Origin of the sequence: Stenotrophomonas sp. FR024 (assembly GCF_047500745.2) — a bacterium.
Taxonomy (GTDB): Bacteria; Pseudomonadota; Gammaproteobacteria; order Xanthomonadales; family Xanthomonadaceae; genus Stenotrophomonas; species Stenotrophomonas maltophilia_A.
In genome coordinates this window covers 20,988-40,501 of the sequence record NZ_JAXAXM020000015.1, presented here as the reverse complement: position 1 = coordinate 40,501, position 19,514 = coordinate 20,988, and the positions used below count along the sequence as shown (strand labels likewise).

The window sequence follows — 19,514 nt, the reverse complement described above, 5'->3', positions numbered from 1 at the left end:
ATCTATACAACAGTCGCGCGCGTGCGTGCGGTTATGGGAGCGCTAATGAACTGGTTGAACGAGGTGCTGAACAACGACCCGAATCCTGTGGAAACCCAGGAGTGGATCGAGTCGTTGAAGGCCGTTATTGATGTCGAGGGCTCCGAGCGCGCGCATCAGCTGCTGGAAGGCATGGTGGAACTGACCCGTCGTTCGGGCGCCTACCTGCCGTTCTCTCCCACCACCGAGTACGTCAACACCATCGAGCCGCAGCTCGAGGCCAAGAGCCCGGGCAATGCCGAGCTGGAATGGCGCATCCGTTCGATCATCCGCTGGAACGCGATGGCCACCGTGGTCCGCGCCAACCGCAAGCCGGGTGACCTGGGCGGCCACATCGCCTCGTTCGCCTCCGGCGCCACCCTGTACGACGTGGGCTTCAACCACTTCTGGCGCGCCCCGAGCGAAAACCACCCGGGCGACCTGCTGTTCATCCAGGGCCACAGCGCCCCGGGCATCTACGCGCGTTCCTTCCTGGAAGGCCGCATCAGCGAAGAGCAGCTGGACAAGTTCCGCATGGAAGTGGACGGCGGTGGCCTGTCCTCCTACCCGCACCCGTGGCTGATGCCGGAATACTGGCAGACCCCGACCGTGTCGATGGGCCTGGGCCCGCTGGCCGCCATCTACCAGGCGCAGTTCATGCGCTACCTGGAAAACCGTGGCCTGATCGAGAAGTCCGACCGCAAGGTGTGGTGCTTCATCGGCGACGGCGAGAGCGACGAGCCGGAAACCCTGGGTGCCATCGCCCTGGCCGGCCGTGAAGGCCTGGACAACCTGATCTTCGTGGTGAACTGCAACCTGCAGCGCCTGGACGGCCCGGTGCGCGGCAACGGCAAGATCATCCAGGAACTGGAAGGCGTGTTCCGTGGCGGCGGCTGGAACGTGATCAAGCTGCTGTGGGGCGGTTACTGGGATGCCCTGCTGGCCAAGGACAGCGACGGCGTCCTGAAGAAGCTGATGATGGAAACCGTCGACGGCGAATACCAGAACTGCAAGGCCTTCGGCGGCGCATATACCCGCGAGCATTTCTTCGGCAAGTACCCGGAAACCGCTGCGATGGTCGCCGGCCTGTCCGACGACGACATCTGGCGCCTGAACCGTGGTGGCCACGACCCGCACAAGGTGTACGCCGCCTACCACCAGGCCGTGAACACCAAAGGCATGCCGACCGTCATCCTGGCCAAGACCGTGAAGGGCTACGGCATGGGCAGCGCCGGTGAGGCACTGAACCCGACCCACCAGACCAAGAAGCTGGACGACGAAGCGGTGCGCCACTTCCGCGACCGCTTCAACATTCCGGTGACCGACGCGCAGCTGGCCGACGGCCAGGTGCCGTTCTACCACCCGGGCCCGGATTCGCCGGAAGTGCAGTACCTGCAGGAACGCCGTGCCGCACTGGGCGGTTACCTGCCGCAGCGCCGCCGCAAGGCCGACAAGACCTTCGTGGCACCGAAGCTGGAAGCCTACGAGCGCCTGCTGAAGAGCAGCGGCGAGCGCAGCTACTCCACCACCATGGCCTTCGTGCAGAGCCTGAACATCACCTTGCGTGACAAGGAACTGGGCCCGCACATCGTGCCGATCGTGGCCGACGAAGCCCGTACCTTCGGTATGGAAGGCCTGTTCCGCCAGATCGGCATCTACGCGCCGTTCGGCCAGAAGTACAAGCCGGTGGACGCGGACCAGCTGATGTTCTACCGCGAAGACCAGAGCGGCCAGGTGCTGCAGCAGGGCATCAGCGAGCCGGGTGCGATCAGCTCGTGGATGGCCGCCGGTACCAGCTACTCGGTCAGCAACGTGCCGATGCTGCCGTTCTACATCTACTACTCGATGTTCGGCTTCCAGCGCGTGGGCGACATCGCCTGGCAGGCGGCGGACATGCGTACCCGCGGCTTCCTGCTGGGAGGCACCGCTGGCCGCACTACGCTGAACGGTGAAGGCCTGCAGCACGAAGATGGCTTCAGCCATCTGGTGGCCGGTGGCATCCCGAACGTGCGCAGCTACGACCCGACCTTCGGCTTCGAAGTGACCGTGGTTCTGCAGCACGGCACCAAGCGCATGATGGAAGACCAGGTGGACGAGTATTACTACGTCACCCTGATGAACGAGAACTACACCCACCCGGAAATGCCGGAAGGCGCGGCCGAAGGCATCGTCAAGGGCATGTACCTGCTGACCGACGCCGGCAAGCCGAAGAAGGGCGAGCTGCGCGTGCAGCTGCTGGGCTCGGGCACCATCCTGCGCGAAGCCATTGCTGCCGCCGAGCTGCTGGACAAGGACTTCGGCGTGACCGCCGATATCTGGAGCTGCCCGAGCTTCAACGAACTGCGTCGCGATGGTTTCGACGTGGAGCGTGCCAACCGCCTGCATCCGGAAGGTGAGCAGCGCAAGGCCTACGTGACCGAGCTGCTGGAAGGCCGCCAGGGCCCGGCGATTGCCGCCACCGACTACGTGCGTGCGTATGCGGACCAGATCCGCGCGTTCGTGCCGATGTCGTACACCGTGCTGGGTACCGATGGGTTTGGTCGTTCGGATACCCGTGCGAACCTGCGCCGGTTCTTTGAAGTGGACCGGTACTACATCGCCCATGCCGCGATTGCGGCGCTGGCGAAGGAAGGGAAGATGACCGCGAAGGATGTGGCCCGGGCGATCAAGCAGTACAAGATTGATCCGGAGAAGGCTAATCCTGTTGGGGTTTGAAGCCGGCCAGTGTGGACCGCTCCGGTAGTGAGGGAAGAAGGCGGCTATTAAGCCGCCTTCTTTTTGAGACGCGTGCCTCACTCGTAAGGATGAATATTTTGGGCGATATACAGGGAATGTGAATGTCAGCCATTAAAGTGCGCAAAGCCTCATCAAAGTATGGGACTCTCCGTGGGCTTGTTGGGAGTATCAAGGAGCGGGCATATGGGGTCGACCAGAGTGTTCGCACTTTCCGTGCAGTTCGCGGTCTAAGAGATGTGCATGGGAAGGCGAGAGAAACTCTATCCCCATTATCCTATAGTGCTTACTTCGACTACATAAATTCGTTCGCTGCCGAGATGCTTCGGCTGGTTCCCTTAAAAGGCTATTCAAATGTTGCAGCTCTCGTGGAAATGCCGGAGCTCTCTCTCGCCGATGAAGTGCTTTGGAACATTGCGAGAATAAAGGCTGCGGCAGGTGAAATCTCCAAGACGATTCAGATGAATCAAGAGCTTGGAGAGATTGTTTGGGCGGGAGCGAGAGGGGCGCTAGAAAAGGCACAAGAGATTTCGGACGAGTTCGGGGAGTCAATATTTCTTATTGAAAAAAGGATATTCCTCCATCAGCAAGCTGGCGGTCTTGAGGCACAGAAAAAGTACGTAGCGACTGTCAAGCGGGCGCTGCAAGGGGGGGTTGCCCCATTCTTGTCTCATCATTTCAGTGTGCGCAATGAGCCGTCTACGTCAGTTGCAAGATTCACTGCAGATGTAAAGAAGCGATGTGAGAAGATAAAGGACAGGGAGCTTGCAGTTTATCTTGAATACAAGCTTACCAAGCAGTGGCCTTCAGATGAGGCTGAAATTGCGAGCGTACTTAGAGTTGAGCAGAACAACGCTAGCATTGATGTTTATGAAACATTTGTATGTCTGTTGAGCGCAGTTCGCTCAGGACGGCTGCAGGTTGGCATTGATGTCGACGCGATCGTACATGAGTTGAGCTGCATTGAGGATCGCAGACTCAGTACGTCAGCATCCTCTTTAGGGCTGAGCGGCAAGACTATGGATTCGCTGGTGTCAGGTCACTACCGCCAAGCCATGAAGGAATGTCTAGGGCGTCAATGCCTGAATATAGAGGACATTATCACTGCATCCATCTGTCGAGCGCAGGCTGCTCAAGGCCATGGTTGTGAGAGGGAAGCGCGTTCTTTGAGAAACCAGGTCGTCAGCAGATTTGCCGAGGCATTGCTGGCAACTGAGCGATCGGTTGCTGCAAAGGCCGATCTGAGAAAGCTACATTTGAACTGGTATGATGGTTATCTTGTAAGTGCAAGTACCAGGCTCGCAGCGACAGATATATTCGATTCAGTTGCCATGCAAGTTGCAGCGCGAAGTGTACCTGGCTGCGTTCAGAGCACACGCCTTCTATCGCAGCTGTCGGAGCATGGGGACTTAGTTAGATTGATTAATGATATCTCGGTTTCCCCGCGACCAAGTGACGGAGTGGCCCTGAGCTCAGATGCTCGAGCAATTGCTCTGGGAGCGCAGCATTCCGTCGCCCGTGATCTGCCAAGGGTTCTTGTCGAGCTAACTCCCCTTGTACACTCCGATGTTGGGTTCATGAGTCATTTCGCAACGCTCATGGCATTGGAAGCTGCTGCGAAAAACCGAAATGTATCTGCATTCTTGGAGGTGCTTTCAGATGGGGTTGTTCGACTGGGAGCGGTAGCTCTCTCACCAAACGCACTGGCGTTCTCCGCTCAGTTGAGGTGGAAGGATATACGGTCATGCTCCTCTGATATCCGACTATCCATCGCCGCCCACTACCTAAACAAAAGGAATGCCGGGAAATACTGGAGCACATGCTTGCGCTTCGCGATCGACGATTTCCTGAAGATCCATTCCATTGAGCGACCCTCGCAGATTGATGTGGCGGTACACGGAATAAATGCAGTTAGGCACTTCTGGCGGGAGGTCTGCGAGGAGCATGTGGTAGACATGATTTACTCCATAGACGGGGTGAAGTCTCTTCGAAAGGAGATGAGAGAGATACTTTCTGTGCTGCGAGAGATTGATGTCGAGCACAAGGAGTTCTATGACTCTGAGATTGTATCAATCACTCATCTGTTGATGATTGAGGATGGTCGGCGCATAGTTGATCAAAGTCGAATATATGTAGACGAGGCGGCGCTCCGACAGCTTCTTCGTGAGGAGTTGACAGAGCCATTCAGTCGATATCGCGCACTAGCTCCCGTTTCCGTGGAAGACACGAGAGAGTTTGATGAGGTTCTGAGGCGGGTTGCTAAGGGAGATTCTGGCGCTGGAGATCTTGCGTTTCCTAAGAGTGAGGCGGACCAGCTCTTGGTTGAAATGATAAATCTGAGCTGCAACAGATTTCTTTTCGATGCTAAACATGGCCTTGATAGCTATCTCAGTAAGCGTATCCGCCACGGCTCTATCGTCGGGCATTTGCGGGGTGCGATCGAGCAGCACGAAATGATTTTCCAGGCTTTGGGTAGCGGGTTACCCTACGTCGAGCCGGACGATTGGCGGGATAGCTACGTTAGAGTTCCATACATCGAACAGCTTGAGGTCGTCAGAGCGATGTGTGACTTCAGTGAAAAAATCGATGCAGAACTTCTCTATGCAAAGAACAACGTTGTTCAGATTCGTACTGCTGAGAAAGTAAGTGGACTTCTTGGTATTAATCTCGGTGCGGGGGAGTATCATACAATCAGGTCGTTTGTACGGCGGGATCTCTCTTTCGATGGGTTCCTGGATTCAATGTTTGCGGCATTCTGGGGGTTGCTCAACCCGTCATTGAGTGCGGTTCGTAGGCACCTCCGGGAACGCACTGCTGAATCGATATCTAGGGAGTTCTCTAGGGTCAGAGCTACCGTAGTCGCGAAGCGACAAAAATATCCTGAGTTGTCCTTGCTGCTCAGTAAGCTGGATCAAGCCTGTCGGGATGTGTTGGGAGAAGTTGAGTCGGTGGCACAATGGTTTGAAAAGTCTGGGCTTGATGCCGCCCATATGAGATGCAAACTGGCGGATGCATTCGCAATTGGTATAGAGTCGTCGAAGGCCACTTACAAGAATTCAAACCTTAACCTCTCTGAGTCTACAGTCCCAGACTTCGATATAACCGCAGCGGACATTCCCGTGCTGGCTGACGTGCTTCTGGTTATATTTGGAAATATTCACACCAAGTCTGAAGTTCAGGACGGAGCGATTGTTAGCCTACATTGCTCCGTCAATGATGCAGAAGGGACGCTTAGGATCGTCGTAAAAAATGAAGTTGCAGTTGGTGTGCGCGATCGAAACCAGTTTCGTGTTTCTGAGATACTGAATGAAGTTAAGGCTGGGCGAATTGAACAGGGTCTTAGGCGCGAGGGCGAATCCGGCTTTAAGAAGTTGGCTGCCATCGCGAGCCAATCCGCGAAGGGTTACTTGGATTTTGGTTTCTCATCTGCAACGGATTTTTTTGTTGATATGAAGCTGTCCTTGATTCTTCAAGAGGGAGGTTGCTGTGAAGAGTAGAGGCTTCTCGATACTCCTGGCTGAGGATGAGGCACATAAGTCGAAGAATGTCCGTGATCTTTTTGCATCCCATTATCCTGAGGCGATTATCACTGAGGCCGCATCTGTCAGATCAGCCATCGCGCGTCTTGGTCGAGAGAGTTTTGATTTGATCTTGCTAGATATGTCGTTGCCAACATTCGATGTGGCGGCTGGAGAAGGGGGCGGCAGGCCGCAAGGCGCTGGGGGGGTGGAAATTCTTAATGAGTTCGAGCGGCTCAGTTATTCGCCGCTCGTAATTGTTGTAACTCAATACGCAGATTTTTCAATCGATGGAAAATGGTATCTTCTGTCAGAGTTGGAGTGTGAGTTGCGCGAAGAGCATGGGGATGTCTTCCTTGGGCTTGTGGAATTTGATAACGCCAATTTGGATTGGAAGAGGGCGTTGATTAGCTTGATGGATCAATTTATTGCGAGGGTGTCGATTTGAGAATTCTTGTTGTTGAGGATACACAAGCCAAGTTGAAGCGGATCGTTGCCGTTCTCATGGAGACAGGAATTCCTCGGGATCATATCGAGGTGGCAGTATGTTCATACTCTGCACGCCAGTTTCTACGAAATAACTACTACGATCTGCTGCTTCTTGATGTGCTTATCCCTTTCCGTCAAGAAGATGATCCAGATGCCCAGGTCTGCGTTGACCTGCTTGAGGATATTTCTGAGGGTGGTGAGTACAAAAGGCCGGGAAACATTGTTGGGCTCACTGCGTACGATGAAGGCATTGCTGACGCTGTCGATACCTTTAATGAGATGCTGTGGAATGTAATTAAGGTCTCTGAGGCCGACAATGGGTGGGTGGAGAGAGTCAAAAATTGTGTTAACTACCTCCGCTCTGCGCGCAAAGAAGACGCTACGAGAACATCTAAGGCAGAGGTTCTCGTAATATGCGCGCTTCGTAGTCCTGAGTTGGAGGCCGTGAAGAAGCTTCCCTGGAACTGGGAGGCGGAGACCCCGTTCGATGATGTTTCGTTCATCTCAAAGGGCGTCGTAAGTACGGCGAAAGGTAATGTTAGGGTCATTGCTGCCGCTGCTCCGAGAATGGGTATGGTGGCGTCAGCTGTGCTGGCGAGCAAACTGATCGCGGATGTTGTTCCAGATATTTGCGCGATGCCAGGCATTAGTGCTGGATTCTCTGGAAGGGTGGAGTTGGGCGATGTGGTTTTCGCAGATCCGGTTTGGGACTATCAGGCCGGGAAGCGTATCGTGGATGGCAACGGTGAGCCTGGTTTTGAGATGGCACCTCATCAAATTCAGTCTTCGCCGGAACTGAGGGCGCTGATTGAGCAGTTGTCGGAAGATAAGGAGATTCTGAGATCGATTAGAGATGCTTGGCAAAATCCGCCGCGAAATGATCTTAGAATTCGAATTGGTCCCGTTGCGTCTGGCTCAGCTGTGGTAGCAGATAGGGCTTTTGCGAAAGAGGTCTCACACCAACAGCGCGCCGCTTTAGGGCTAGAAATGGAGCTTTACGGCGTCTCATCCGCGTGCGCAATGGCGACATCTCCTCGTCCAAAATTTGTAGGATTAAAGGCAGTATGTGATTTTGCAGACGCGGATAAGAATGATGGACTTCAGTCATACTCTGCCTACACAAGTGCTGCCGTTCTTGATCATCTTGTTCGCAGATATTTCGATATCTGTTAATGGCGTGACGAATATGCCAACTGGAACTATGTGTTTTGGGAGGTTCGATGCCCTTGCCTACAGTAGCGGGGGCGGCGCCAAGACAGCAGCTTCGAAAACAGGTCGCGTCACTACCAGGAAAGGACGAGGGTTGATGCAATCTTTGCAATAGCGCCTGACATGCTCTTCAAACTTTCTGTATCGGTGGACGGCGCCTATCAAAGACAACGTCTTCGGTGAAACTCAAAGAAACCGAGCTGCTTCTGGGAGAAGTCTCTATATCGAAGTGATGCATCCAACTTCAGGCCAAGCCGAACTTGCACGTCAGAAGGTAGGCAGCTCGAAATCAGCAGGCGACCGGCCGACGAGAAGCTAATCCAGCCGCGATCAAAGAGCAGGTCCGCATGCGGGGCCAGCAGAAGACCGTTCTCGTCATCAACGCGCTCGCTATGAGTGCTATCCGCCCACGGTTTGATATGACTCGCGCGAAGGAACCTTTTGCCCATCATCTGAAACACTACGAGCGTCTTGCCATCCTTGGCGTGCTCGCCAATTGCTCGGTTGCCCGCCACATACTTCATGTCTCCGACTTGACCCTCGCCGAAGTAATGAAAGACTTCGTCGTCGTTCCAGAAGTCATGGTAGCCATGAGACACGCCAGCCTCGCCAGTGAACGCGATGACTAGCGGATGCTCCTTGGGTGTTGAAATGCCGCCTTGCCGTTGCCCGCCAAATACACCGTGGATGTGCTTTTGACGGTTGTAGAGCGCGTCCACCTCGAAAGGGAGTTCCTTCCTGGATCCCTGTCCCAGAAGCTAGGTGCCCAGGATTCTGGCCAGAACCAGGTTCCTTGTGTCATTGGCTGACGGGTTTGGCTGCCAGGACAGGGTGCAGATGGGGGCTATTGGGACGCAGACCTAGGGCAGCCGTTCTCAGGTGGGCTCAAGTTCCTCCTGCGTCCCTCGGTTGAGCCCCATCTATCTTTCCAGCGCTGTAGCTCTATTGCATAGCTTGCAACCGTGGATATGGTGACTATCAGAATTCTTGGCCCAGAGTTGTCCACGAACACAATGGCATCGTCACGTAGGCTCAGATCAAAGAAGTGTGCACCTGGATCATGCTTTCCGATGGTGATGCCTTGGCAAGCCAACTCCTCGGCAAAGCTCTCGGCGTCGGCCCGAAACAGGGCAAACTCCGAGTCGGTGAGCCTTGGGTAGTTCTCAAGACTCATTGTGGTGGCTGGCGCGTACGCTCCGCCAATGATCAATCCTAGTAACGCTGCCGCAGTCAGGGCAAGTAAAGTCTGGCTCGGCATAGTGAGGCCAGTGTTGGAGGCTAAGGGGCTCAGACAGCGGCGCATGCTTAGGGCCGTGCATGCAATCCGGCGCGTTGCACTCGATGTGCGTAGCAAAGCACGCTCTATTCCCGAACCTGCAACCGCTCAATAGCCTGCGCAGTCAACGCCACACACGCCATCTTCAATCCTTCCATCACCCGATCCCCCACGTACTCCTCGGGCGCACCATTCTGCCGAGTCCGCTCCGCAGCCAGCATCAGCTCCGCCACCACGCGCAGCCCCGCCAGCGCGCAATCCGCATCCGCCAGCTGAAGACAGCGCCCAGGCAGTTGATGCCGTTCCGGCCAAGGCTGACCGTCTGCAGCCACACCGCTACCAATGCGGCGCAGTGTGGCGACGAAGGTGTTGGGATCGGGGGATGGTTCGCGCTCGGCGTCGGCGTTCTCCGGATCGTACTGCGCGTGCAGGGAACGGAAGTCCGATGTGGTCATGGCAATGCTCCGTACAGGACAGATAGCAGCGCCACCAGATAAAGGCGGCGGACGATGCGTGGTTCGAAAGCCGGACAGTAACCATGCCGGTGGGTCCGAAGACCCCCACGCACCGCCCGCCATGGAACGCGAACGGATTGCCAGCCGGCGTCACACAAGGTGACGCCGGCTGACAAGCGCAAAACACAAGGTTACTGAGCGGGCTTTCGAACCCCGCGCCACCCTTTTCCGGTGGCACGCCAAGAGATACCCGTGCAGCAACCAAATGCCAAGAAACCACAGGACTGATGATTGCCAGTCCTGACGCTTTCGGCATTGTCGCACACGGTGTTAAGCCAGCAAGCGATTGCGCCGCAACGCTCTTGAAGAGCTTGGCGCTATTGGCCCCAAGCGCAGGAGCGCCCGCAGCCAGGGCGATGGCCTAGGGCCAATCGCGACAGATTGGAGCAGCGGTTCAGCCGGGCGGCGCCTCGGCCGTGGGCACGAAGGTCAGACGGACCCGTACCCGCGCATGCCGCGCGACGCACTCAACCACGACCGGATCAAAGCGCCACTGGTCCACTGCGGTAAAGGCCGCTCGATCGAGCTCCCGCAGTCCGCTGGACCGCGCCACCATCACGTTGGAAACGTGGCCCAGCTCATCCAATTGAGCAACCAGCAGCACCGCCATGGGAGCCTGCAGGAAGGTATCGGGCGGCGTGGCGAGGGCCGTTGAATACACAAGGGCAGGTGCCTGCTGCAGCTTGAGGGTGGGGTTGTCGCCGGCCTCTACAAACACTTCAGTGGAAACCTGCGGGTCCGCCGCCATGGCCATGGCAGCTGTGGCCATGGCAGCATCAGAACGAGGTTCAGTGCCAGGGCGGTGTTCAAACGGGGCATACGTGGTTTCCATTCCGGTGCGCTATCAGCATCGCGGCCATCCCCCGGCTGGCTCCCGCCTGGACCGGCTGGCCGCGCCCAGGCCGACGTCGTAGTGGCGGGTGATAGCGCGTGGGTAGAACCTTCCAGCCGCCCGGCGAGGATCGTGGGCATGATCATCCCCTTGGGGGTGGGGGATGGCGTGGAGCGTGCATGGCTGGGGCGGGTCCCAGCCATGCGCTCAGTCCCTAAACCGCGTTGCCGGGCCTGCCGAAATCTCTGGCCGTGCCGTGGTTCAGATGTGGATCATCGGGTAGGCGACTTCACCCAGGTCGGGCGCGTCGTCCCTCATCATCAGATGCAGGATTGCCGGTACCAGTTGGCCCAGGATGGCGGCGCCATCTCGCAACTGCTCACGATTGGCATGGCTGTCCCACGTGGCCCCGCCATGTACCAGCTGGTTGCGCAGTACGTACAGCCGGTCAAGCACGATGGAGAGCACGACTTCAGTACGCCGCTCAACTACGGCCTGCAGCGCCGAGCGCTGGTCCTTGGCAAAGCGCTCTGCCCACTGGTCGCTGCTGTCATGTTCCCGCAGTGCCTTCCAGAAGCGTGCATAGACAAAGCGATTCCCGATAAGGGTTCGGATAGGCCCGGGAAACTGTTTGAACAGGATGTCCTGCAGGCTTCCTTGCTTGTCATGCCTCAGCAAAGCATCGAAGAACTTGCGCAGTTGTTCGCGCTCGGCATTCTCGAATCCGAACTCCTGGGCATAGGCTGCGTTCAGCGCAATCCACAGAAACAGGAATCGCGCGTCCGTATCCTCGTCTTCCTGTTCGGCGCGGTTGAGCCAGCTGATGGCGCGGTGTAGGCGCACGCGCGTCGAGTCCGGTTGTGCATCGCGAATCTGACGATGCACTTCCTTCAGAGCAGTCGAATCCATTTTTCCCCCCTGTAAGATTTGCCATTATGCATGGCACCTCCGGCTGGGAAACTACTCCGAACGTCGCGCACTCCGCCAAGCCTCGGGTAATCCCTGCCAAAGCGCATCCAGAGTGGCTGCGCTGCCGCACGCCAGCGCAGTGGAGCGGCACTCGGGGCAGGCGCGGAACCAGGTCAGTCCCTCGATACGCGCATCCCCGGACGAAGGCAATGTCCGCTTCCAGCCGCAGTCTCGGCAATGGTAGGTCGACTTTTGCGCCAGTCCCCACATGCTCTGCCGAGCCTCAGTCATCTGCGCCGACAAGCTGCTGATCCGTCAGCCAGCGGCCCAGCCCATACAGCGCGAAACCGTAAACCACCGTGGCACCGATAATCTTGAACATGCAGTCCCTCCTCCTGGGTAGTAGCGGGGCGTCCAATGCCCCTGTTCCGATCCTTCGGCGTCCATTCTGCAGAGGGGTGCGACAACCTGTGTCGCGTCACCCGGGCCGATACTCGGCGCTCCCGGGATCGTGGCGGCGCGATTGGATTTCAGACCATTCCTAAAGACATCGCGCGCGAGTTGGCGATAGATTCTGCTGCAGAGCGATCCACCACGAGGCGCCCCGTGCAGGCATGCGTCGCTGCCCGCCGAGCGCCGTGCCATTGGCATCCGTAGCCGGCCGCTATCGGCTTGCGTTTGGATTACTTGAGCCTCCATCGGAACACACATCGTTCCACATCCGCACCCGCAGATGGCCCTGTGTCTGCTGTGAAAGCGTGATCGGATTCAAGATAATCACGAGACCAAGGGAAGGAACCCGTTGTTGGCCGAAGTGGCTTCTTGCGACATCAGATGTCGCAGCTTTCGGTTGAATCGGCTCATCCCCTGCTGGGATGTCGTGGAAACATACAAAGGACTGGCAACATGGACACCGATAACCGCTCCTCGCTGGCGCGCCAGTGGCGTCTGCTGCAGCTGCTGCAGCCTGCTCCGCACTACCGCACCGTGAAGGAGCTCGCCCAGACCTTGGCGGCGGAGAGCTACAAGGGGGGTACTCGAACCATCGAGCGGGATCTGAACGCCCTGTCGCTGCAGTTCCCCATCGAGAGCAATGATCTTCAGAAACCCTATGGTTGGGCATGGATGCGCGGCGCGGCCGCCTTCAGCATGCCGGGCATGTCCGTCTCACAGGCGGTGGTGCTGCTCACCGCGCAGCGCAACCTGCAGGGACTGTTGCCAGCCAATCACTGGCCTGCACTGACGCCGTTCTTTGACCAGGCAGAGAAGACGCTGGCGGCGGTCCGCACGACGCGTTCCACGCGGCGCTGGCACGAGAAGGTCGCCGTCGTGCCAGCCAGCCAGTCCCTGCTGCCGGCTGCGGTGGACACCGACGTGGCGGTCAACGTGCACCAGGCGCTTTTCAACGAGAAGCAGCTGCGCTTGTACTACGTGGCCCGTGGCCGTAGCGATGCCAGTGAGTACGTCTTCCATCCCTACGGGATGATCCAGCGTGGAACGTCCAGTTACCTGGCTGGACGGATTGATGGGCGCACGGAGACCACTACGCTGTCGCTGCACCGGGTACAGCGTGCAGAAATGCTCGACGCCGACACCGAAGGTGCTGAGTCCTTCGAACTCGGAAACTATGCGAGCCGGGTTGCCGCTGGCTTCGAGAGCAAGGGACCTCTGTCCGTTGAGCTGGAGCTTGATGAAGCCCTGGCCCAGCACCTGGCGGAGACACCGCTCTCCCGTGATCAGAAGCTGGACGTCGGGGACGGTCTTGTTCCCCGTCTGCGGGCCACCGTCGATGACTCCGCCCAACTGCGCTGGTGGCTGCTCGGCCTGGGCGCATCGGTACGCGTTCTGGCTCCCGCAGCACTGGCCGACGATATCGCCGCTCGCCACCGAAGCGCCGCACAGCGTTACTGACGTGTGGGTGCGACGCCGGATGTCGCACGCCCGCAACACAATCTTTCCGCGCTACTCCTTCGACCTACACGCCACACAGGGGAAACAGATGTTCGCTGTTAAGAATCAATGCCTTGGTCTGTTGGACCGGATTACGACGCTGGCTGACAGCGCAGCGATCGAACTGCCTGAAAACCACTCGCTCGCCGAAGAAATGCAGCGGGCCGAACTGTTGGTACCGATCATCGGTGCGTTCAGTGCAGGAAAGAGCTCGCTGATCAACACCTTCCTGGGCGCGGACATCCTCCCGGTCGGTATCACCCCGGAGACTGAGCTGGCCACCGAGTTGCGCTTCAGCCGGGATCCCCACGTTCTGGCGCACCGTGCCGATGGTGGCAGTGATCGGCTCGCCGTGGAGGACTTGCTGTCCATCAAGCCGCGGGCCTCGTCGTACACGCACCTGGAACTGCATCTGGACGACCCGCGCCTGGAAGCGCTGTATCCACAGGTTCTCGTGGACATGCCCGGCTTCGGCTCCTCGCTGGACAGCCACAACAAGGCCATCGCCCATTATCTGCCGCGTGGCGCGCACTTCATCGTGGCCGTGAGCGTGCCCGACGGTACTCTGGCCGAGTCGACGCTGCGCCAGCTTGAAACCATGCAGACCTATGAGGCTGGATTCTCGATCCTGCTGAGCAAGGCGAACCTGCGTTCGGCCGAAGAAGTGGATGCCGTGGAAGTGGCTGTACGGGAGCAGCTTGAGCTGCGCCTGGGCGTTGCGCCGGCCATGGCACGCGACGACCGCAAGCAGGGCAATGGACTGGCCAGTCTGCTGCCCAAGATCAGTGCAAGTGATCTGTGGATCGGCCGCTTCCTGCCGCGAATCTCGCGCCAGCTTGCCCACGCTCGTGCCCAGGTGAAAATGGCACGCAAGGCGTTGGATCAGAGCGATGCGGATATTGATCGCAGCGTACGTCAGCTGAATGATGCCCTGGATGATCTGAACGCCCAGCGCGACGCCCTCGTCGCCAAGCTGGGCCGTAGCCGCCTGAGCCAGGTGGTCGAACAGTGCGTTGAGGAAGTAGGCCAGGCCCTTCGCGAGGCCTCCAGTGAGCTGCAGGCGGCCGCTGCCGGTGGCAACAACCCGCGGTTTGCGCAGGTCGTCAGCGATATTTCCCGCCAGCGCTTGAGTCGTGTGGTCAAGGAACGCATGGAAGGGCTGAGCCAGCAGGCGATTGGTGATCTGGCCAAATCCCTGTCTCAGCGCGAGGTGGATGAGGTTGGCAGTGTCGGCGGACCGGACTGGACGCAGCAGATGCAGACGCGCGTGCAGGAGACGCTGACCCAGACCGGTCAAGCGCTCGAGCGCTGGCAGGGCAACCTGCAGAAGGCGCGTGAAGACGAGAAGCTGCTGCGTCCTTATGCCGGTGATGACGAGAATGATCGGGAGAAGACCCAGAGAGCCCGAGTCGCCTTCCGCAGTATCACCACCGTTCTGGCGGTCACCACCAGCGTCGTGGCTCCGGCGATCGAGCTGGTCGTGATCTTCCTGCCGGAGATCCTCGGGTTTGTGTCGCGCAAGCTCCGCGAGGAGGAGCTGCGCAAGACCATCGACAACCAGGTTATTCCGTCGGTGCAGCGCGAGTTCCGGACCAAGCTGCCCGAGCTGCTGCAGGCACAGGTTGATGGCCTGATCGAGCAGGCCGTGCATGAGTTCAAGACGGCCATCGAGGAAAAACGGCAGCTGCTGGAAAGTGTTGTGGCCGAGCAGAGCAGTCCTGCCCGCGCGGCACGCGTGAAAGCACTTGACGCAGCGGAAGCTGGTCTGACCTCCGTTGCGAACGAAGTCGTCGCGCTGGAGTCCGCCCGATGAGTGCTGAAGTGATCCTGGACCGTCAGCAGAAGTTGATCACGTGGCTTGCAGCACACGCCGACATTCTCAATGGCGCCGTCGGGGCTTCGTCGCAGTGGGAGATCGACACGATCGATAGCCTGAAGGAAGCGTTGTTGCGACTGGACGACGAAAATCGCCTGATGGACATTGGCATTGTCGGCCGGGTCAAGGCCGGCAAATCGACGCTGCTCAACGCGCTGGTTTTCAACGGGGAGTCAGTACTGCCGCAGGCGGCGACGCCGATGACCGCAGCACTGACCACGCTGACCTACGGCGACCGGTTCAAGGCGACCGCGCGCTTCTACTCCGAGGCGGATCTTGCCAACATCGAGCAGGCCGCTGCTGCGTACAGCGACCTGCTTGAGAAGTCGCTGATCGAAGAGCTGCGACGCACGGAAGGGCGTGCGGGCCTGGACCCTGAGCGCCGCAGGGAGCTGGCCGAGCGGGGTGCCCGACGGGCACTGGCCACCCAGCAGCCGTCCTTGCAGGCCTCGCACGAGCAGTGGGAGAAGATCACAGCATCCGGCCTTTCGTTGGCCCGCCTGAAGGAGGACAAGCCGCTGGAGGCTGACGACGTACAGGGCCTGGCGGCGCTGCTGGCGGACTACGTTGCCGCGGAAGGTCGCTACATGCCTGTAACCAAGAGCGTCGACATCGAGATGCCGGTGGAGGCGCTGCGCGGGCTGCGCATCATCGATACGCCGGGGCTGAATGACCCGGTTGCATCGCGCGAGGCACGCACCCATGATCTCTTGAAGTGCTGCGATGTGGTGTTTGTCGTCAGCCCGGCAGCGCAGTTCATGAGTCAGGAAGATCTGGACGTGATGGCGCGGATCACCGCTGCCGAGGGCATCCGCGAACTGGTGCTGGTTGCCAGCCAGGTGGACAACACGCTGCATGGTTCGGAAATGCAGGCACAGCTGCATGCTTCGCTGACCGGTCTGCGGCGGGAGCTTGCGGGCCATGCGGGCAAGGTGCTGGATAAGCTGAAGCTCTCCAACCCCGAGGTTGGCGATGTATTCCAGAGCCTGGTGGACAAGGGTGAGGATGCGATCATCCACAGTTCCGGCATGTGCCATTCGATGTCCGTCGAGTTCGACAGCGTGGCGGATTGGCAAGGTGGCCGCCTGACGGCATGGCAGAACCTCAAGGAAACCTACCCGGACTACTTCAGGGATGACAATCCAGGGCTGTCACGCACCAATCTCGATCAGTTGGCCAACATGGCCGGTCTGCATGAGGTGGTGGAACAGACCCGTTTAGCGAAAGCGCGCGTGCTGGCCGCTCGGCGCCAGGACCTGCTGGATGCCAAGGAGCGGAAGCAGGTCGAGCTGCTGCGTGAGCTGCGCAGACAGTTGTCTTTGCGCAGAGGGGAGATTGGTGAGGCCGGGCTGACGGAGCTGAAGAAGAACAAGCGAGGGCTGGAACGTCGCAAATTCAACCTTACGGTGGCTCTGGATGATGAGCTCATGGGTATCAAGACTGGTTTCGTGAATGGCCTCAGGAAGGCCATGAAGGAGGTCATCGATGGCGCCTACGACGCTGCCGATTCGGGGGTGAGCAGGACGGTAGGTACCGAGAAAACCACCCGCCGCACTGAGTCTCCTGGCGCCTTCAATTGGGTGGCAAGAAAACTCTGGGATGGCGGCTACCGGGAGTATGAGGAGAACAACCGCACCGTCCTGCCTGCTGCTGTGAAGTCCGCCGTATCGGCATTTGCTAGTGGGCTGCGAACAGATCTTGACAGCAGAGCGACTGAGTTGCAGGCCAAATTTGGCAAGCGGCTGTTTGCAGAACTGCTCCAGACGGCGCGACGGCAGTTGGACGATGAGCTGGACATCGAGGCGGTTTATTCATCGCTGAAGAGCATCGTCAATGGCGTGGAGTTTCCTCCGGTTTCGCTTCGGGCACCGGTGCTGAAGGCATCCACCATGAAGCTGAAGGGTAGCGAGGCCGATACGTTCCTCGAGCAGGCGCAGCACGCCATTGAGACACTGCGAGAAACGGCTGAGGCTGCGGTCTACGAGTATGTTGAGACAGTAAAGAGGGCAATTCCAAAGTCTGTTGCAGATGACTTCATTGGGCACATTCAAGCTCAGTTCGATGCACTGCAGGCGCTGATGGAAGACGCTGAAAAGACGCGGGCGACACTGACCATGATGGATGCGGAGCTGGAGGCAATGCAGTGAGTGGTGACAATGGCAGGCCGTTGTTCGAAGGCACCAGCGCGCAGCACCTTACCTACCTCGCCGGGTGGAAGCCGTGGGGCCGTCGGCCCCACGTGACCGCCATCCAGGAGCAGATGGATGCAGCCAGCCAGCGTTGGATCTCCATCGTGGAGGACCATCGACGGCTCAACATCACGGCGGAGCAACGCGCGCTTGCCTTGGCAGAGCGGGAAGCTGAACTGAAACACGCATCCGGGGCTCTGGCAGAGCGCGAGACCGAACTTGAACGCGCATCGGAGGCTCTGGCGGAGCGGGGAACTGAGCTGAAGAGTGTGTCCGAGGCCCTGGCCGAGAGTGAGACCACCCGTAGTCGCGAGCGTGACGATGCGCAGACCCGCGAGCAGGCACTGGCTGGCGAACTCGATGCCCAGAGGCAGGTCTCGCAGGAGCTGCAGAAGGAGCTTCAGGAAGCGGGCAGGCGCGAACTGGACCTGAGCCAGCGCTACGGCGCCGAGAAGATGGCCCGGGCGCAACTGACGACGAGCCTGGTGGATGCCCAGGACCGCCTTAAGGTGCAGTCCATGCAGCATGCTGCAACCCAGGCTGCGCTTGAAAGCGAGCAGGAGCAGAGCCGTCAGTTGGGTGGCGACCTGGATCTTCTGCAGGCCGAACATGCCGCAACGCAGATCCGCTTTGCGCTCGTTTCGCGCCTGCTTGCTGTGCCGCCGCCGCGAAATGAGGGAATCGAAGCCTTCCAGAAGCTGCTCGATGATGACTACATGCGCTTTGCTAGTGCCGAGGCGTCCCTCGCTGACGAAGCGAAGGCGCTGAGGCTGTTGCAGTCCATCCAGCAGGAGCTGCACCTGATGGCGGCCAATCCGGACATCTTCCGCCGCACGGTCGTGGGGGTGGTCGGTGGCTTCAGCAGCGGAAAGTCGGCCTTCATCAATAGCTTCCTCGGCAAGGATTTCAAGCTGCTCTCCAGCGTCACGCCGGCAACCGTCATCCCCAGCTACGTGTATCCCGCGCAGCAGACGCAGATCCAGGCGTATTCGTTCAATGGCGGCTGCATTGATCTGGATGCCGGGTTCTACCAGGAAATGTCCCGTGCGTTTGTCGAGAAGTTCAGCTTTGACCTCAAGCGGATCATGCCCTTGGTAAGCGTCGGTACCAGCATGGACACCGAGCGCACCGGCAACATCTGTCTGATGGATACCCCCGGCTACAACCCGGGTACCGAGGGTAGTTTCAGTCAGAGCGATCGCGCGGTAGCCGTGTCTCACTCGCGGAAGTCGGATGTGCTCTTCTGGGTCATCGGAATTGACGCCAACGGTACGACTCCGGATTCGGATATCGAATTCCTGAAGGAGATTGGTTTCGAGGGACGCCCTGTCTACGTGGTTCTGAACAAGGCCGATCTGCGATCAGCTGATCAGATTGAAGAGATCCTGGGGCAGATCGAGGACGAAATCGAGCTGAATGGAATCACGGTTGAGGGCATCAGTGTTTACTCCTCAAAGTACGGCAAGGAGTACGAATTCCGTGGAAAATCCATGCAGGACTTCCTGCGTGAACGTCCCAAGGGTCGTCTGCCGATGGAGCATGTCGAGGATCGGATCAACGAGGTGTTCGAGCTTTATCGCAGTGCCATCACCGAATCCATCGCGACGGCGAAGGCCTGCCGCTCGGCCGCGCGTGCGCTTGCATTGGACCTGATGCAGGGAGATGTCCAGGATGCGGCAACCATGCGTTCGGCAACCCAGAACGTGGAGACCATCAACGCGGCGATGAACCTCGACGCCCTGTCCAGACTTCTTGTCGATGCGGACCAGATCAATGCCGCTTTCCTCGATGCAGCAAGACGGGTGCTCACGCCCGCTTGATGCGGGTGTGGCCTGGCATGACCTGTCTTTGCCTGAATGTCGCTATGGCTTGGGGCCTGCCTTCCGCCAGGCCTCAGGCAGACCATTCCAAAGGTGGTCGAGGGTGCGGGTGGGGCGGCCAGAGACGGCGGGTGACCTGCACTGCGGGCAATGGGAGAAGTGCGTCAGCCCCGGCAGACG

12 protein-coding genes are annotated in these 19,514 nt (G+C 58.8%); 8 read left to right on the top strand and 4 right to left on the bottom strand.

Annotated elements, in window-relative coordinates; all coding sequences use genetic code 11:
* The first annotated feature begins 45 nt into the window (after positions 1-45).
* The 4 genes from aceE (at position 46) to ACMZ91_RS16140 (ending at position 7,931) form a co-directional block, all read left to right on the top strand.
* Positions 46-2,733: a pyruvate dehydrogenase (acetyl-transferring), homodimeric type gene (gene aceE, locus ACMZ91_RS16155; RefSeq protein WP_004139606.1), complete on the top strand. Its 2,688-nt coding sequence runs from the start codon at positions 46-48 to the stop codon at positions 2,731-2,733.
* A gap of 122 nt (positions 2,734-2,855) precedes the next feature.
* Positions 2,856-6,248, top strand: coding sequence for a hypothetical protein (locus ACMZ91_RS16150; protein WP_152911155.1), 3,393 nt, complete (start codon positions 2,856-2,858; stop codon positions 6,246-6,248).
* A complete protein-coding gene (locus ACMZ91_RS16145) occupies positions 6,238-6,717 on the top strand; it encodes a response regulator (RefSeq protein WP_080356570.1) in 480 nt (159 codons plus the stop codon). The genes ACMZ91_RS16150 and ACMZ91_RS16145 overlap by 11 nt, the downstream gene beginning before the upstream one ends.
* Positions 6,714-7,931: a 5'-methylthioadenosine/S-adenosylhomocysteine nucleosidase family protein gene (locus ACMZ91_RS16140; RefSeq protein ID WP_080356569.1), complete on the top strand. Its 1,218-nt coding sequence runs from the start codon at positions 6,714-6,716 to the stop codon at positions 7,929-7,931. Before ACMZ91_RS16145 ends, ACMZ91_RS16140 begins: the two co-directional genes overlap by 4 nt.
* A 197-nt stretch (positions 7,932-8,128) precedes the next feature.
* Here the strand turns inward: ACMZ91_RS16140 and ACMZ91_RS16135 are convergent, their stop codons facing one another.
* From ACMZ91_RS16135 to ACMZ91_RS16120, 4 genes are all read right to left on the bottom strand, one after another.
* A complete protein-coding gene (locus ACMZ91_RS16135) occupies positions 8,129-8,686 on the bottom strand; it encodes an HNH endonuclease (protein WP_053093340.1) in 558 nt (185 codons plus the stop codon).
* Positions 8,687-9,329: 643 nt separating this feature from the next.
* Positions 9,330-9,698, bottom strand: a complete 369-nt coding sequence (locus ACMZ91_RS16130) for a hypothetical protein (RefSeq protein ID WP_049462937.1) — start codon at positions 9,696-9,698, stop codon at positions 9,330-9,332.
* A gap of 454 nt (positions 9,699-10,152) precedes the next feature.
* Complete coding sequence (locus ACMZ91_RS16125; protein ID WP_080356568.1) at positions 10,153-10,527, bottom strand: TonB family protein; 375 nt, start codon at positions 10,525-10,527, stop codon at positions 10,153-10,155.
* Positions 10,528-10,851: 324 nt separating this feature from the next.
* Complete coding sequence (locus tag ACMZ91_RS16120) at positions 10,852-11,499, bottom strand: HEPN domain-containing protein (protein WP_049462936.1); 648 nt, start codon at positions 11,497-11,499, stop codon at positions 10,852-10,854.
* Between the two features lie 906 nt (positions 11,500-12,405).
* On the opposite strand from ACMZ91_RS16120, the gene ACMZ91_RS16115 reads away from it, so the two are divergent.
* From ACMZ91_RS16115 to ACMZ91_RS16100, 4 genes are all read left to right on the top strand, one after another.
* Positions 12,406-13,410 (top strand): helix-turn-helix transcriptional regulator, encoded by a 1,005-nt coding sequence (locus ACMZ91_RS16115; RefSeq protein WP_004139622.1) that lies wholly within the window; start codon positions 12,406-12,408, stop codon positions 13,408-13,410.
* A gap of 88 nt (positions 13,411-13,498) precedes the next feature.
* Positions 13,499-15,262, top strand: coding sequence for a dynamin family protein (locus ACMZ91_RS16110; RefSeq protein ID WP_032968364.1), 1,764 nt, complete (start codon positions 13,499-13,501; stop codon positions 15,260-15,262).
* On the top strand, positions 15,259-17,472 hold the full coding sequence (locus ACMZ91_RS16105; RefSeq protein ID WP_049462935.1) for a dynamin family protein: 2,214 nt from the start codon (positions 15,259-15,261) through the stop codon (positions 17,470-17,472). Before ACMZ91_RS16110 ends, ACMZ91_RS16105 begins: the two co-directional genes overlap by 4 nt.
* Positions 17,469-19,334, top strand: coding sequence for a dynamin family protein (locus ACMZ91_RS16100; RefSeq protein ID WP_049462934.1), 1,866 nt, complete (start codon positions 17,469-17,471; stop codon positions 19,332-19,334). The genes ACMZ91_RS16105 and ACMZ91_RS16100 overlap by 4 nt, the downstream gene beginning before the upstream one ends.
* Positions 19,335-19,514 lie beyond the last annotated feature (180 nt).